The organism is Algoriphagus kandeliae, from assembly GCF_004571135.1.
Taxonomy (GTDB): domain Bacteria; phylum Bacteroidota; class Bacteroidia; order Cytophagales; family Cyclobacteriaceae; genus Algoriphagus; species Algoriphagus kandeliae.
In genome coordinates, this window is the sequence record NZ_SPSB01000004.1 from 61,076 (window position 1) to 75,793 (window position 14,718).

General features: G+C 40.0%; 11 protein-coding genes. 1 reads left to right on the forward strand and 10 read right to left on the reverse strand.

Annotated features, from left to right (window positions below):
- The first annotated feature begins 2 nt into the window (after window positions 1-2).
- Window positions 3-1,634, forward strand: coding sequence for an ABC-F family ATP-binding cassette domain-containing protein (locus E4S40_RS12480; RefSeq protein WP_135074603.1), 1,632 nt, complete (start codon window positions 3-5; stop codon window positions 1,632-1,634).
- 81 nt (window positions 1,635-1,715) lie between these two features.
- Here the strand turns inward: E4S40_RS12480 and E4S40_RS12485 are convergent, their stop codons facing one another.
- The 10 genes from E4S40_RS12485 to E4S40_RS12530 all read right to left on the reverse strand — a co-directional run bounded on the left by E4S40_RS12485 (window position 1,716) and on the right by E4S40_RS12530 (window position 14,716).
- On the reverse strand, window positions 1,716-2,465 hold the full coding sequence (locus tag E4S40_RS12485) for an NIPSNAP family protein (RefSeq protein ID WP_135074605.1): 750 nt from the start codon (window positions 2,463-2,465) through the stop codon (window positions 1,716-1,718).
- Between the two features lie 99 nt (window positions 2,466-2,564).
- Window positions 2,565-2,759, reverse strand: coding sequence for a DUF6728 family protein (locus E4S40_RS12490; RefSeq protein WP_135074607.1), 195 nt, complete (start codon window positions 2,757-2,759; stop codon window positions 2,565-2,567).
- Window positions 2,760-2,814: 55 nt separating this feature from the next.
- Window positions 2,815-4,797: a (E)-4-hydroxy-3-methylbut-2-enyl-diphosphate synthase gene (gene ispG / locus E4S40_RS12495; RefSeq protein ID WP_135074609.1), complete on the reverse strand. Its 1,983-nt coding sequence runs from the start codon at window positions 4,795-4,797 to the stop codon at window positions 2,815-2,817.
- A gap of 4 nt (window positions 4,798-4,801) precedes the next feature.
- Window positions 4,802-5,506 carry an SDR family oxidoreductase gene (locus tag E4S40_RS12500; RefSeq protein ID WP_135074611.1) on the reverse strand — a complete coding sequence of 235 codons (705 nt, stop codon included), beginning with the start codon at window positions 5,504-5,506 and terminating at the stop codon, window positions 4,802-4,804.
- Window positions 5,507-5,572: 66 nt separating this feature from the next.
- Window positions 5,573-9,031, reverse strand: a complete 3,459-nt coding sequence (locus tag E4S40_RS12505; RefSeq protein ID WP_135074613.1) for a hypothetical protein — start codon at window positions 9,029-9,031, stop codon at window positions 5,573-5,575.
- A 38-nt stretch (window positions 9,032-9,069) separates the two neighbouring features.
- Window positions 9,070-12,774 (reverse strand): ATP-binding protein, encoded by a 3,705-nt coding sequence (locus tag E4S40_RS12510; RefSeq protein ID WP_135074615.1) that lies wholly within the window; start codon window positions 12,772-12,774, stop codon window positions 9,070-9,072.
- Window positions 12,775-12,829: 55 nt separating this feature from the next.
- Window positions 12,830-13,075 carry a hypothetical protein gene (locus E4S40_RS12515; protein ID WP_135074617.1) on the reverse strand — a complete coding sequence of 82 codons (246 nt, stop codon included), beginning with the start codon at window positions 13,073-13,075 and terminating at the stop codon, window positions 12,830-12,832.
- A 29-nt stretch (window positions 13,076-13,104) separates the two neighbouring features.
- Window positions 13,105-13,656: a DUF420 domain-containing protein gene (locus tag E4S40_RS12520; protein WP_135074619.1), complete on the reverse strand. Its 552-nt coding sequence runs from the start codon at window positions 13,654-13,656 to the stop codon at window positions 13,105-13,107.
- Window positions 13,643-14,311 (reverse strand): SCO family protein, encoded by a 669-nt coding sequence (locus E4S40_RS12525; protein WP_135074621.1) that lies wholly within the window; start codon window positions 14,309-14,311, stop codon window positions 13,643-13,645. Before E4S40_RS12525 ends, E4S40_RS12520 begins: the two co-directional genes overlap by 14 nt.
- Window positions 14,312-14,386: 75 nt before the next feature.
- The gene (locus E4S40_RS12530) at window positions 14,387-14,716 is read right to left on the reverse strand and encodes a cytochrome C oxidase subunit IV family protein (RefSeq protein ID WP_135074623.1); all 330 of its coding nucleotides are present in this window, start codon (window positions 14,714-14,716) and stop codon (window positions 14,387-14,389) included.
- Window positions 14,717-14,718: the final 2 nt, after the last annotated feature.

The following is a 14,718-nucleotide window of genomic DNA, read 5'->3' on the forward strand; positions in this document are numbered from 1 at the left end:
TCATGCTTTCAGTCGATAATATAGCTGTGATTCACAGCGGCAACACCCTTTTCAGCAATGTTTCTTTTGCCATCAATCCAACTGATAAAATAGCCCTAATGGGCAAAAATGGAGCTGGCAAATCTACCCTGCTTAAAATCATAGCTGGAGTAAACAAACCCAGTTCAGGTGCGGTCTCGTATCCAAAGGACTTTGTAGTCGCCTACCTTCCACAGCATCTCCTTACCTCGGATGACTGCACCGTGGCGGAGGAGACTGCTAAAGCCTTTGCCGACTACCTGAATATGAAGTCAGAGATTGATCAAATCAATGAGGAGTTGACTAGGCGAACGGATTATGAATCGGAAGACTATTTCAAACTCATTGAAAAGGTTTCTGAACTGAGTGAAAAGTTCTATGCCATCGAAGAAGTGAACTATGAGGCTGAAGTGGAAAAGGTTTTGTTGGGACTTGGTTTCAAAAGGGAGGACCTTAATCGACCCACCTCAGAATTTTCCGGTGGTTGGAGAATGCGGATAGAACTGGCTAAGATTCTATTGAAAGATCCCGATTTGATCTTATTAGACGAGCCAACCAATCACCTAGATATCGAATCTATACAGTGGCTGGAAGAATTCCTGATGACCAAAGCGAAAGCTGTGGTGGTCATTTCTCACGACCGAGCTTTTGTTGACAATATCACCACCCGAACCATTGAAGTGACCATGGGGAGGATTTACGACTATAAGGCGAAATACAGTCACTATTTGGAGTTGAGAAAAGAACGTCGCGAGCAGCAGCAAAAACACTACGAAGAACAGCAAAAATTCATTGCAGAGACTACTGAATTTATAGAGCGCTTCAAAGGCACCTATTCCAAAACGCTTCAGGTACAATCCCGAGTAAAAATGCTCGAAAAATTAGAAATCATTGAAGTGGATGAAGTGGACACTTCAGCCTTGAAATTGCGCTTCCCTCCTTCTCCCAGATCCGGTAAATATCCAGTTATCGTGGATGAAATGAGCAAATCCTATGGGGACCATGTGGTTTTCAAAGATGCTTCCATGACTATTGAGCAGGGACAGAAGGTAGCCTTTGTTGGGAAAAACGGAGAAGGTAAATCCACCATGATCAAAGCCATCATGGGTGAGATTGAATTCGAAGGAAAATGTGAATTGGGACACAATGCTTTGGTTGGCTATTTCGCTCAAAACCAAGCTTCACTTTTGGATGAAAGTTTGACCATTTTTGAAACCATCGATCACATCGCAGTAGGTGAAATCCGAACCAAGATCAAGGATATTTTGGGAGCCTTTATGTTTAAAGGTGACGACATCAACAAAAAAGTAAAAGTCCTTTCAGGTGGTGAAAAAACCCGGTTAGCGATGATCAAATTATTATTGGAGCCTGTCAATCTATTGATCCTCGATGAACCAACCAACCACCTAGACATGAAAACAAAAGATATCATCAAGGATGCCTTGAAGGCTTTCGATGGTACATTAATCGTAGTTTCTCACGATAGGGACTTCTTGGATGGTTTGGTAACCAAGGTTTTTGAATTTGGCAACAAACGGGTAAAAGAACACTTCGAGGACATCAATGGATTCCTGAGAAATAAAAAAATTGAGAATTTGAAGGAAGTAGAGAGGTAGGATGAATTGTAAGTAGTAAGCGATAAATAGTTAGCGGTGTTGAAACCAACTTACTATTTACCGTTTACGATTTACAGTCTATTACTTCATAGGAGAGAAAGGCAGGGTTTTCAAAAACACCGCATCTACCTTCTCCACGATTTTTCCATTCTTCTCTGACTCATCTCTTGCTTTGATCCATTCTGGGTCTTTGATAAAATTAGAAAATGCCTGCTCAAAGCTTTCCAAATCCCGGTGACCTAGGAGATAGACTAATTTGGGTTGACTTCCGTCTTTTTCAACAGTTTCAAAATAAGGATAGTTAATCAGGCCTTGCTTTGCAAATAAATCTTGCGTGTGATCCTTAAAGCGCTTTTCAAGATTGGGTAATTTATCATCAAAGCAGGTATAAGTTCGCAGTTGGAAAATCCCTGAATTTCCTGAAATGGATTTTTCATTTAATCCCGGAGCCGGAACCATATATATTTCCTGAATGGATTGAACCAAAGGACCATTTTTTCTTGATTCTTCGTATGCCTTTTTCCAATCAGGATCATTCAAAAACTTTTGCCACATTTGATCCCTTGATTCCACATCGGGATAACCTAGGATGTAATACAACTTATTTTCATTTGGATCATTTGGGAGAAAATAGGCAATATTTTCCATACCGGCCTTCTCAAAAAGGAACCTTGTATGATTTTCAAATCGGCTAACCAAATCTTGCAATTTACCTGGATGCGCCGTGTAAATCCGGAGTTCGTAATACTTCGAATTATTTAAAGGCTGCTGTTGCGCCAAAGATGAAAAGGTAAAAAACAACAGAAATAAACTTCCTAATAAAGTTCTCATGATTGGGTGAATTGTTAAGTTGAAACATCAAAATACTGCTTTTCAACAAAAAAGGCTATCGTTTTTTACGACAGCCTTCAAATTCTATTTCTACTCCGCTTACATCAAGCGTTTTATGGTCCAAACAATGATGGCGAATAGAAACATGATGATGGAAATTTTATTGATCCCATGCATCATTCGTAGATTGAAGTTGGTTTTTTTACTGGGATCGGGCTTTTGAAATACTCGGATAAAGTAGTTGCCGACTTCTCCCAATTTGAAAAACTCTTTGACTTTATTTTTCTCTGCCATTTTCTCTCACTTTTCTTGGCCAACAGCTAAGCGGATGGATAAGTTTAATTTTTTATTAAATAGTTTCCGGTTCGGTCCACATCCCATCTGCGCGGATGATTTCGATCAATTCGTCTACCGCATTTTCCGAAGGAACAGATCGCTTAATCACCTCTTTACCTTTGTATAGGGTGATTTTTCCTTTTCCTGAACCCACATAGCCATAATCTGCGTCAGCCATTTCCCCAGGACCATTTACAATACAACCCATGATTCCAATTTTGACACCTTTCAAATGATCCGTGCGCTTCCGAATCATCGCGGTGGTTTCCTGCAAATCAAACAGAGTTCTTCCACAAGATGGGCAGGAAATATATTCGGTTTTTGACATGCGGGTCCTAGCTGCCTGCAAAACCCCAAAAGAGACATTGTTGTGCAATTTGATCTGCTCTAAAATCTCCTCACGAGTATGCGCTCCTTCTTTTTCAAGGGAAATCAAAATGCCATCTCCCAATCCATCTACTAACAATCCACCCACATCGGTAGCTGCATACAGCATGGTTTGATCGGCTGTTTGATCTGGATAACTAACCTTGACTACAACTGGAATTGAATTGTTTTCCTGAATCAAACGCACAAAAGCCCTTCTCAAGGCCGGCATTCCATGTGCATTGGATGTCTTCAGAATTAGGACTAAATCCTTTCGATTTTGGACCAAATCAGAGATTGATTCAATTTCTGTATCAGAAACTTCTAGAAAATTCAATTCTGCATGGTAGGCACTTGCAGATTGAAACTCATGTAATGAAAATAAAGGATACTTATTGCTTTGATCTTGAGCATTTTTCCAAACCTCATAATTCTGAATTTCCCGCATTCCATTAGGAAGCATGAAAGGGATAGGATTATTTCCAGAATAGACAAAATCGCACCCCAAATCATTCATCTTCCACTTGTCCAATTCAGGAAGATAAAAATGACCCACGGCTTTCATTTCCTTTTCAGAAATATTCTCCACACGAGAAATATCCGTGATCACACGAGGAACATTTTGTCCTCCAAAATTATAGATCTCCTTGCTTTCCCGCTTCGTATGATCGAAAGGATTGATAGGATATTCGTTGATGGCTGGGATCTCAGAATGATTTTTTCGGTTCGTATATCGGTCAATTAAAGCTTTGGCAACTGGAGCCTCAAACTCAGGATCCTCGGTTAAAGAAACTCGCACCGTATCTCCTAAACCATCTTCCAATAAAGTTCCAATTCCTACCGCAGATTTGATTCGACCATCCTCTGCCTCTCCGGCTTCTGTCACTCCTAGGTGTAATGGATAGGGCTTAAAGCCTCCCTCATTTAATTTCTGTACCAACAATCGATAGGCTTGCACCATCACCTGTGTGTTGGAAGATTTCATAGAGATCACGATATCGTGGTAATTCTCCTCCTCACAAATTCGCAAAAATTCCAAAGCCGATTCCACCATTCCAAGAGGGGTATCTCCATACCGGCTCATGATTCGATCTGACAGTGAACCATGATTGGTACCGATGCGCATAGCTGTTCCATGCTCTTTACAGATTTTCACCAAAGGAAGGAAGCGTTCACGAATTCGCTCCAATTCCTCTTGATAGCTAGCATCGGTATATTCGATTACCTCAAATTTCTTTTTGTCTGCGTAATTACCAGGATTGATCCGAACTTTTTCAACGATTCGGGCAGCAATTTCTGCAGCATTTGGGGTGAAGTGAATATCTGCTACCAAAGGCGTTTGATATCCTCTTTTGCGAAGCTCATTTCGAATATTTCTGAGATTTTCTGCCTCTTTGATACTCGGAGCGGTGATACGAATCAATTGGCACCCGCTTTCTATCATTCGGATACATTGCTCTACCGAACCTTGGGTATCCATGGTATCCACTGTAGTCATGGATTGAACTACGATAGGATTATCCCCTCCGATGATGACGTCACCGACACGGACAGGAATAGTTTTTCGACGGCTATATTTCGTCAAGCTGTCGCAATAATGAATTTCTGAGGAATGAATCAATGGCTCCATGATATCAAATATCTCCGAGTTGGGGTCTTATCGTAATTTCTTCAACAACTGAGGATGGGGAAAGGTTGTAGGCTGCCCATACAGTATCTGCTACGTCCTCAGCTTTCATAAATCGTTCTATGGGTAAATCCACTCCTTCCCAGCTTGCTGTGAAGGTGGCTCCGGGTAAAATAGAAGTAACCTTTATCCCAAATGGCTTCATTTCTTCCCGCAAGCATTTGGTCATGCCTAGCATGGCCCATTTAGAAATAGCATAACTTCCACCATTGGGATAAGCGGTAGTTCCGGCAATTGATCCCATACTAAATACATGACCGGATTTTCGCTCCATCATTTCTGGAAGAATTTCACGGACCAAGTAGTACGCGGAAAAAAGATTGGTGTGCATCATCAACTCGAAATTACCTTCGGGTTCGTCGTGAATAGCACCCGGAAGAAATACCCCAGTGTTGTTGACTAATACATCAATTGAGGCAAATTTTTTGGCTTTTTCAGCAAAAGCAAATACCTCTTCTTTTTTGGATAAATCAGCAAGTTCAGCTAGGACACGAATTCCCGGAAAGTTGTTTTCAAGCTCTTCCTTCAACTCAATTAAATCAGATTCATGACGGGAACAGGTGACAATATCAAAACCTTCCTGAGCAAAACGAAAACAAATTGCCCGACCGATTCCCTTTGTTCCACCTGTAACGAGGATGCTTTTCCGCATATTTTGTTCGTGTTTTAATAGTTAGTATGACAACTATCTACAAGAGACAAAGTTATATTTTTTTTATCAAAACAGTGCAGAAACCTGCATTCGTCCCACATGGACGATTTGATCCAATCCTTGAGAATTTCGGCCTTCGTAGACCAAGTTTAATTGAAGCCCATTTCCTATTTTTTGAAGCCAATTGATAGACCAAGTCACGTTGGTTCCGGGGGTCAAGGCCTGCAACATTTCATATCCGACTGGTGAATTCACAACCCCATTATAATCGATCTCAATCCATTTAAGCGATCCCGTAATAGTGGTTTTTATAGCTTTGGAAAAGCGAATATCGACTCCTGATTGATGAAGAAATGCCTGTTCATCCAATTCGAGATTTTCAAGATTCTTTTTCTGCGTGAAATTATAATTCGCTGTGAAGCGAAACGAAGGATTGGGTTGCCAAGCTAGTTCAGGGCCCACCCCAAATTGATCCACGGTATAATTACGATTATCCAAAAAATCAGAATTAGACTGCTTCTCACCTTTATTCCCCATCAAGCGAATTGTCAAATCCCCACCGATATTATAGCGAGAATTGAACCGCCAATCCCGGTTTATCTGATCTTCAAATCCTCCCGATAAAAGTTGCTTGGATTGGGAATCAAAAAAGGAAAGGTCCAATCCATATTTTGCCGAAGCACGATTGAAGAAAAAGCTAGAGCGAATCACCTGACGAAGGGAAAGAATATCCTCCCTATCCAAAGAGCCAATGAAGGGATTGATACGATCTAAAAAATCATTGGAACTGACCTTTTTCTCCACACTTAAGCTGGAAGTATTCGAAAACTTGGAAATAAACCCTTTCAAGCCTCCAGCCTCTTGCCATTCTCTTGGGAAGCCCGCCTGAATTCGATAATTCAAAATCGTGGTGTAGGCCTGAACATAAGTATCCGTTGGGACAAACACCTTGATGTAGAGTTTTTCTTCTGGATTGATCGCCAAGTAAAATTCATTCAGCTGCTGTATCCCATCTTCATTATCATCCCGCCAGGTGTGCGTACCATCTCCATTTGGAGCGGGTAAAAAGACATATTCCCGTTGGAGCTCTCGGCCATTCCCCAAGGCATAGCTCAATTCGTTTCGAATCAGATTTTTCCCAATACTTCCAAAATAATCCACCTTTCCCATCACGGTCAATTCCTCCGGTAAATCCCGAAGTAGGTAACGAAGATTTCGATAAGTGAAAGTAGATTGAAGGCTATGTTTGGCCCATTGTTTTTTAAGTCTAATGTTCCCAGTAAAAGCTTTGGTGTCTGAAAGAAGATTACCTTCAAATGGAGCTCGGTCTTCTCTCCAAGCTGCATCCGACCGGAATTTAAGCCTAAGGCTATCTTGGTTTTGAATGAAAATTAGATGCTCTTGAAAATTCATTGCTGTCCGAAGGACAGAGTCTGTTTCTGCAGCTCGAACAGCATTTCGATCAATAGAAAAACGATAACCAGGAACTAAAATTCTTGATTGATAGGATATTTCCCCGAGGTATCGTACCCAATCCGAGTGGACAGAATCCTGATTGCTTTCCAACAGGAAAAACTCATTTCTAAGCCTCCACCTTCGAGCCAATTCCAGGTTCCAGTTGGCGGTATGCTGATGACCATTTAGTATATCCTGTCTATTCCTTAAATACAGCTGATAATCAAATCTATTCCTAGAATCCTTTTCTAAAGCCAAATTGGCTTTTAGAAATTTCTCTGTTGCAGAACTCTGATTTACCAAATTGGGATCTATCCCCCAATCCCGATCAAATTCGATATATCGAAATCGATCAATGAATGAAAAATTCTTGGAATTATACTCGAATTCAACCTGACTTTGCAAAGTGTATTCGGGGATAAATTTGAGTTTACGGTTTTCTGAATTCAAACCAATTTTCCACCCCAAACCCTGATTATCGGAATCATCCAAATCGGAAAACAGATTTTTGTCCCGTGCCGACCAAGCTAATTCGGAATAAACTTTTTCCTTTTCTCCTAACTTAATGCTTCCTCCTGCGGTAATCATCCTTCTGCTATCAGGAGCTGGAAGTTGGGTCAATATGGAATAATCGCCCTGAGATTGACCATTTATTCGAGGCACATATTCATAGACTGTTCCATTGGCCAATTGATTCACGCGTCGATAATCCCCTTTTCCACTTCCAACGAGGGAAAAAGCCAATTCAAAGTGCGCTAACTCAGGATTGGTGCTATATCGATAATATTGCAAAGCATTTCCAGCCCCATCCAATTCCACCACACGTTCATATAAAATCTTATTGGGGTCGAAAGCCACACTATCTATCCTTGGAATTACCGCTTCTTCGACTTGATCCCCAACATTTGACAATAGAGCTAATTCTTCTTGAGTAAATTCCCGAAACAAGGGACGGTTTCGATTATCTTTCTCCTGATAAAAGTTTAAGTAAAAATCAGCCTTACCATTAGTCTGAAAGTGATTTGCACCCAAAATTGAACGAGAAAAATTCCGCTCCGCATATTCAAAATCCACACGGATCCGAGAATATTGGGTAATCAGCACTGAAGGAGTAAAGGTGATTTCAGCCTGATTGTAATCAATTACATAATCTGCATTGAATCCCCTCTGAAGTTGTTTCCCATCCACAAATACACGCTCAGAATTTGCCATAACGATTATGAATCGCTCGTTATTAGGCCCGGTCAATCGGTAAGGTCCTAATACACCTTCTAAAGCAGGGACAAGAATTGAAGCGAATTTTCCCTTGGCTACAGAAGCAAATCCTTGTGTACTCGCTTCCCATCCACCTTTTTTGTATTTGGTGGTAAGCTGAAGTCCTTGAACGTTTTTATAGTATCGAAGAAATTCTGATCGTCGCTGCTGCAAAACCACATCCCCTGCCGCTAGATTAAAATCATCATTGTACAATTCAATCAGCACATTATCAAAATCCTGTAATTGTTGGGTATTTCCTTCAGGTTGAAAAGGAACGTTTTGGTCGGTAATACTTGCTCGAATCCGAAGATCTTCAGCAATTTCTCCTTCCAATTGGAGATTTAGGGCTGAATTGACAAATACATTTTGAGTATTTCCGACAGAAATTCCTCGCGTTAAACTTCCTGATTTATAGAGGTTGGTACTCGGAAACAGCTCTTCCCGAAAGTCAAACGCTTCCTGTCTGAGCACAGTATTATCGTAAAACCGAGCAGTTGAATCATAATCCACCAACAAAGTTCGTCTTGAAACAGGTTGATCAAACCGAACAGAAAAAGTCCTGTAACAAACTAATATGCTGTCTGCCTGATAATCTTCAGGTATGCTAACTTGAAGCTGATTTTTGCTTAGGTCAAAGGAAAAGGATTTTTCAAAAGGTGAAGGCAGTCGAATACTTTCCTCAATAACTGAAAGAGAGTCTAAAACCAGTCCTGTACGAAGGGATTCTACAGAAAATTGTCGGCACTTTTCCTGGGCCCTCAATTGAATAATTGAGCCAAATAGTAGCAATAAAATAATCACCCAGGTCCTCATAGCTTTTTTAGCCTCTCCTTTAAGGTAGCAAAAGCTCCTTATTCCGTCAGTGGAAAGGTTAGATAAAAAGTAGTCCCCACTCCCATTTCAGTTTCAAACCAAATTTTCCCACCAGCCGTCTCCACGCCGCTTCTTGCAATTGCCAAACCTAATCCAGAGCCGGTTGATTTGGTACTAAAATTTGGAATGAAAATTTTATCCCTCAATTCAGGCGGGATTCCTTTTCCATTATCCGTGATTTCCAAAAAGACATCTTGCTCTGTCATCCAAAGCCAAACATTGATTTTGGGGACTTTTCCGGACTCTACCGCTTGAATTCCATTGATGATCAAATTAGAAATCACCCGACCAAACAGTTTATCATCTCCCTTTATTGGGATTTCATCGGAGTAGGAATCATCTTTAAATGTCAACTCTACACGCTCGTCATTCATAAAAAGCTTGATCACTTTAAGAAGGACTGCCTTGAAATTCATGCGCTCATTTTTGGGTAGTGGCATTTTAGCAAAAGTGCTGAATGAGGATGCGATTCCACTTAAAGCATCTACTTGGTGAATCAAGGTCTCAAAAGATTCCCGAAGCTTATTAGTATTTTCCAACCTTCCTTCTTGCTCAAGTCGGAGCAAGTGCTGCAAGGTCAGTTTCATTGGAGTAAGAGGATTCTTGATTTCATGAGCTACCTGTTTCGCCATTTCCCTCCAAGCAGATTCCTTCTCGGTAGAAGCCAATACTTTTTTACTGGATTCCAGCTTGTAAAGCATGTTGTTGTATTCATTCACCAACAAACCAATCTCATCCTTTGCTTCCCAATGCATGGGTTCGTTATTCTCCAAATTGGTGGTTTTTAACTTTTGCGTAAGCAGGCGGAAAGGGAAAGTTAGATTCTTGGACACAAAATAGGAAACGATTAAAAAGAGGATAAAAATAACCACAATAGCATTGAAAATATTGCTCAATACATCTGCAATGAGAGCATTCAGCTCAGACTCAGACTCAAAAAACGGCACCGATAAAATTCCCGAAATCCCAGAACCCAGAGGATCTGGAATTGCTAAATAAACGGATTTGTAAGAAAGCTTTCCAACCTGCTCGTCTGCTAGAAATTGAACTTGATTTTTTTCAATTATTGCCGAAAGCGCCAAGGGATTAATCCGCTTGGAAAGAATTTTCTTATCAAAAATATTCGGTCGGTTGGTTGCCATCAAATTCCCCGCAGAATCATACAAATGAAGATCTGAAGCCACTGTGTTTGCCAAACCCACCACTTCTTCTTCCAAAGATTCTGAATTGACTTCTGATGGAGTTCGATTCCCAAGAAAATTGACCAAATTCCCACGAATCAAATAAGCCTTCTGAAAATACTGTCTATCCAAATCTTCCCGGTAGCTATTTGCCAATAAGCCTATGGTTATGATGGAAATAATGATAATGGGGAAGAAAAAAGCAAAATTGAGGTAAAGCTGAAGCTTGGTGGAATAATTAAACTCCCACTTTCTATACCCTTTTAGCAGGGCGTTGATTAAGATGGCAGAAAATGTCAGAATAATGAATACGACATAATAGAGGGAAATATTTCCTAAAAAGTAAGAAAATGGCCGATTGGGAGAAGAAATCACAACTAGCTCTTCTCCATTTTGAATACCCAAATGGTGATATCCATCAGCATGAATTCCTGATCGGAAAAGTTTGCTTTCTCCTAAACGATTGGAAAGACTTGAACTTTGGTAATTATAATTTCCAACATTTCGTACTAGCTCTCCTTCTTTGAAAACCGCATAGTCATAGCTCACAGGATCTAGACGATCACTAAACTCCCTGTCCAAAAGTAAACGAGGATACACCGAGCCTGGCTGTACTCTCAGTTGCTTCAATTCTAAATAAACCGTCCCCAAAGTACTGCCATCACGTAACACAGGGATAAATGCCACAAATTGATTACCCTGATCAGCTTGATTTCCTCGAATGAAATACAGCCCGCGTTGACTAGTCAAAAAATCTGATTTAATGTATTGATCCCGCAAATCATTAAAGCTTCTGGAATCCTGAGTACTGATCAAATCCTGGCCATTGGAAGAAAATACGCGCACATTTACCTCAAATTGATCAAAGTAATTATCGAGATAAATTCTCCGGATTTTTGTTTCAATGGGCTCTTTGGAAAGAAGTGGATCAGCCAATCGATTTTGGATGAACAGGTCAGCTTGCACTCTTCCGAAAACTTCTCCTAAGAAAAATTCGGTCATCACGTCACTTTCAATCAAATTCTGATTCGCAAAGCGAGTTTTAGATTGGTTCAACTGTTCCCGCTCAGTTTGAAAAGTAGAAAGACCGGCAATAATTGAACAGATAAGACTGGCAAAGAAAAAAGTTAGGAAAGTATTGAGTCCAAGCCGGAAAACATGATCAAACAGCTTCAGACGGATAATGGCATAAATAAATCCAAGATGGACTAACCAAGAAATTCCCAACCAAGTTGAAATTAGAAAAAGAACAATTGCAACTGGTACTCCAAAGATCCATAAATACTTTATGAAAAATCTTCGATCAGATCGAAGTTCAAATAGTAGATTAACCAATGTCAGGTTAAACATCGCATATACGCCCGCCCAAAGGAAGACAATCAAAAAGCTAATACCTTCAAACCATCCAAAAGTCGGAATGGCTGAGATGTCCATAGACCATTGGGAGTTTTCAATCAAATCTTGAGGAAGGAACCAAACAATGAAAAACCCTAAAGATGAAATCAAAAGAAAGATCCCGAAAAAAACCTGATGGTCTCGGTTGGTATCCAAAACTTTGATTTTTTTCTGTACTACGGGGGTCGCGAATTGGTAGGCAAGCATCCCACCTACCAAAACTCCGAAAAGTGTATTAATCAGCAAGTCCCCTAAACTTGGATTAAGCCAAGATGATGCATAATTAGTTGGATCGAAAAGCTCCTGATTAAAATAAGATCCAGGGAAACTCAGGAGAAGCATCACCAGACGGAAAGCAAAAAAGACCAAAGCTCCATAGCCTATCGCCTGCCATCTTCTCCCTTTCCGCCATTTCCGCAGAACAAAATCTGAGCTGAGGATGAAGTACAGAAGAAATACAGAAATGAAGAAGATTAAAATAGCAGGATTAGCAATACGTCCTGCAGGCTGATAGCCAAACTCAAAGTCCAATCCGAAAAGAGGAATTCCTGCTGAGTTCGTCACTAAAAAAGCAGCATTTTGGGAAGGCTCTGATATTTGAATTTGATCATTTCCGAACAAGCGGCGATTTGCTCCTGTCAGCAAATAATCATTGGAAATAGAGCCTGGCCAATACAATCGGAATGCATGAACCACAAAATAGGAATCCCCATTCCGAGAAAACTTTCTAGTCTTCAGGAGAAAAGTCCCATAGGGATCCTCCAATATTTGATACTCCTTATTTAAATCAACTTGATCAACATCAAAACTGAGCGAAAAATCTGTCCAATAAAGAAGTTGACCTTGGGAGTTTAATATTACAAATGGGTGGTTTTTATCGGGAGTAGCGACTTGCTCAAACCTCAATTGCTCATCGGGACGAACATCCATGAGGATTTGTACAAAATCTTCGTCAAACTCCCGATCTATCTGGATTATTTCTTCCTGTACGGCTTGATAAAATCCCTCTTCCTCGCTCTTTTGAAAGAAAAAGAAATTCACAATCAAAACGATAAGCAGGGAAAGGGCACTGATCAAAATGATCAGCCTTTTGATATTTGAGCTCATTTACTCTAAAAATAAAAAAAGCAAAGTCTTGATTCAAACTTTGCTCTTATGAGAATTATCGGATTGCAATTTTTGACTTCCTTTTTTTGGCAGCGCGATACCACAATATGCCAATTACCAAGGCGATTAAATAGGGCATGGCAAATAAATAAAGGATTCCAGTATTTAAACCTGCACCGATGGTAGTATCTCCATTGCTGACATTATTTTCTACAGAAGCTCTACACATGGCACATTGCGCCCATGTGGCTATTTGAAAGCCAAAAAAGAAAATAATCAACAAGCCTGATTTCAATTTCATGTTTTTTTGCTTTATCCTTCTGGATTTACTTAATGCGTGTAATACGGTGCTATCATCAAATATACAATTACACCTGTAACGGATACATATAACCAAATCGGATAAGCAAATTTAACTACTTTTCTATGCTTTACCCGCTGGTCAGTATATCCATAGTAATAAGCGAAAAGAATTGGAAATAGTGCCACTGCTGCAAAAACTATGTGGGTAATCAATAGAAAATAATAAACCGGACGAATCCAACCCTCGCCACCAAAAGAGGTACTTTCAGCTGCTCCATGATAAACCACATAGGAAACCAAGAAAATAGCTCCAAGAACAAAGGCCACACTCATGGTCGCACCGTGGTAGTTATACATTTTCCGTTTTACAAAAATCAACCCCAAGATCAAAGCAATACTGGCGGCAGAATTGATCACAGCATTTAGGTGGGGTAGAAAATATACCCACTCAGCTCCCACATTTACTTTTTGGGGCATAAAAAGAAGAACAGCAACTAGAATCGGAACTAATACCGAAACAAACACTATCCAATTTTTAACCTTGGATTCGTTTTGAAGAATGGAATTATTTTTTTCCATGAAGCAACACTTTTGTTTCTAACATTAACAAATCTACGTCCTCTCTGTTTGTCCCACTGTAATACCCTCGGATTCTTCCCAACTCATCAATCAGGACAAACTTATCGCTGTGTATAAAATCATCCGGGTTTCCCATCCCATCAACAGTCGGAAGCACGAAACCGCACTTAGCCAATTGGTAGGTCTCTTCAGGTGATCCGGTCAAAAAATGCCATTTGCCTGGAATGGCATGATGGCGTTCGGCATATTCCATCAAAACCTCAGGAGTATCATAAGTCGGGTCAATACTGATGGACATGATTTGAATCATAGGTTCGTCTCGAAACATGTCATTTACCCGCTCCATTTCCTTGGACATAATTGGACAAATACTCGGGCATGAAGTGAAGAAGAAATCAACAATGGTAATTTTACCTTCCATTTCTTTCCTCCCTATGGCTTCACCATTTTGATTGGTAAAGGTGAATTCCGGAATGTAATGTTGAGTACTATCATTGGGAGGGCATTCCATAAATGGATTACTCACGCCATTTTCATAAAATACGGGTAGGTCGTATTGGTTCTCGCCAAAGTTTCTAAGAAACAAAATGATTAATATGGGTATCAATAAGATACAAGCCAATACAAATCCTTGTAAAATCCTCAATCCTTTCATGATGTCCTTACAACAAAAAAGTAGGTTGAAGTGTCACACCTCAACCTACTTTTTTTATCCTTTTTTAATTTATTTCTACCAGCGCATCATAAAGATGTCTGTTCCTTCTTTTGCTAGTGCAATAAGCAACCACACCAAGAAAATCAAAGGAACAATAATGGAGTAAAACAAAGGCTTCACTTCATCACCTAAGTGCATAAATTCCATCATAATGTATTTGGCCTTCCAAATAGTTAAAATGATAAACAAAGCATAGAGAAGCAAACCTCTTTCCATGGTAAAGGCCATGATAAATTCAGCTACTGTGATAGCTAAAAGAATTCCAGCCGTTTTCCAGATTTTCTTTATTTTTTCATTATTCCTAGGAATAACTTGAAGCGTAGATTTAGAATCTTGGATTTCCATTT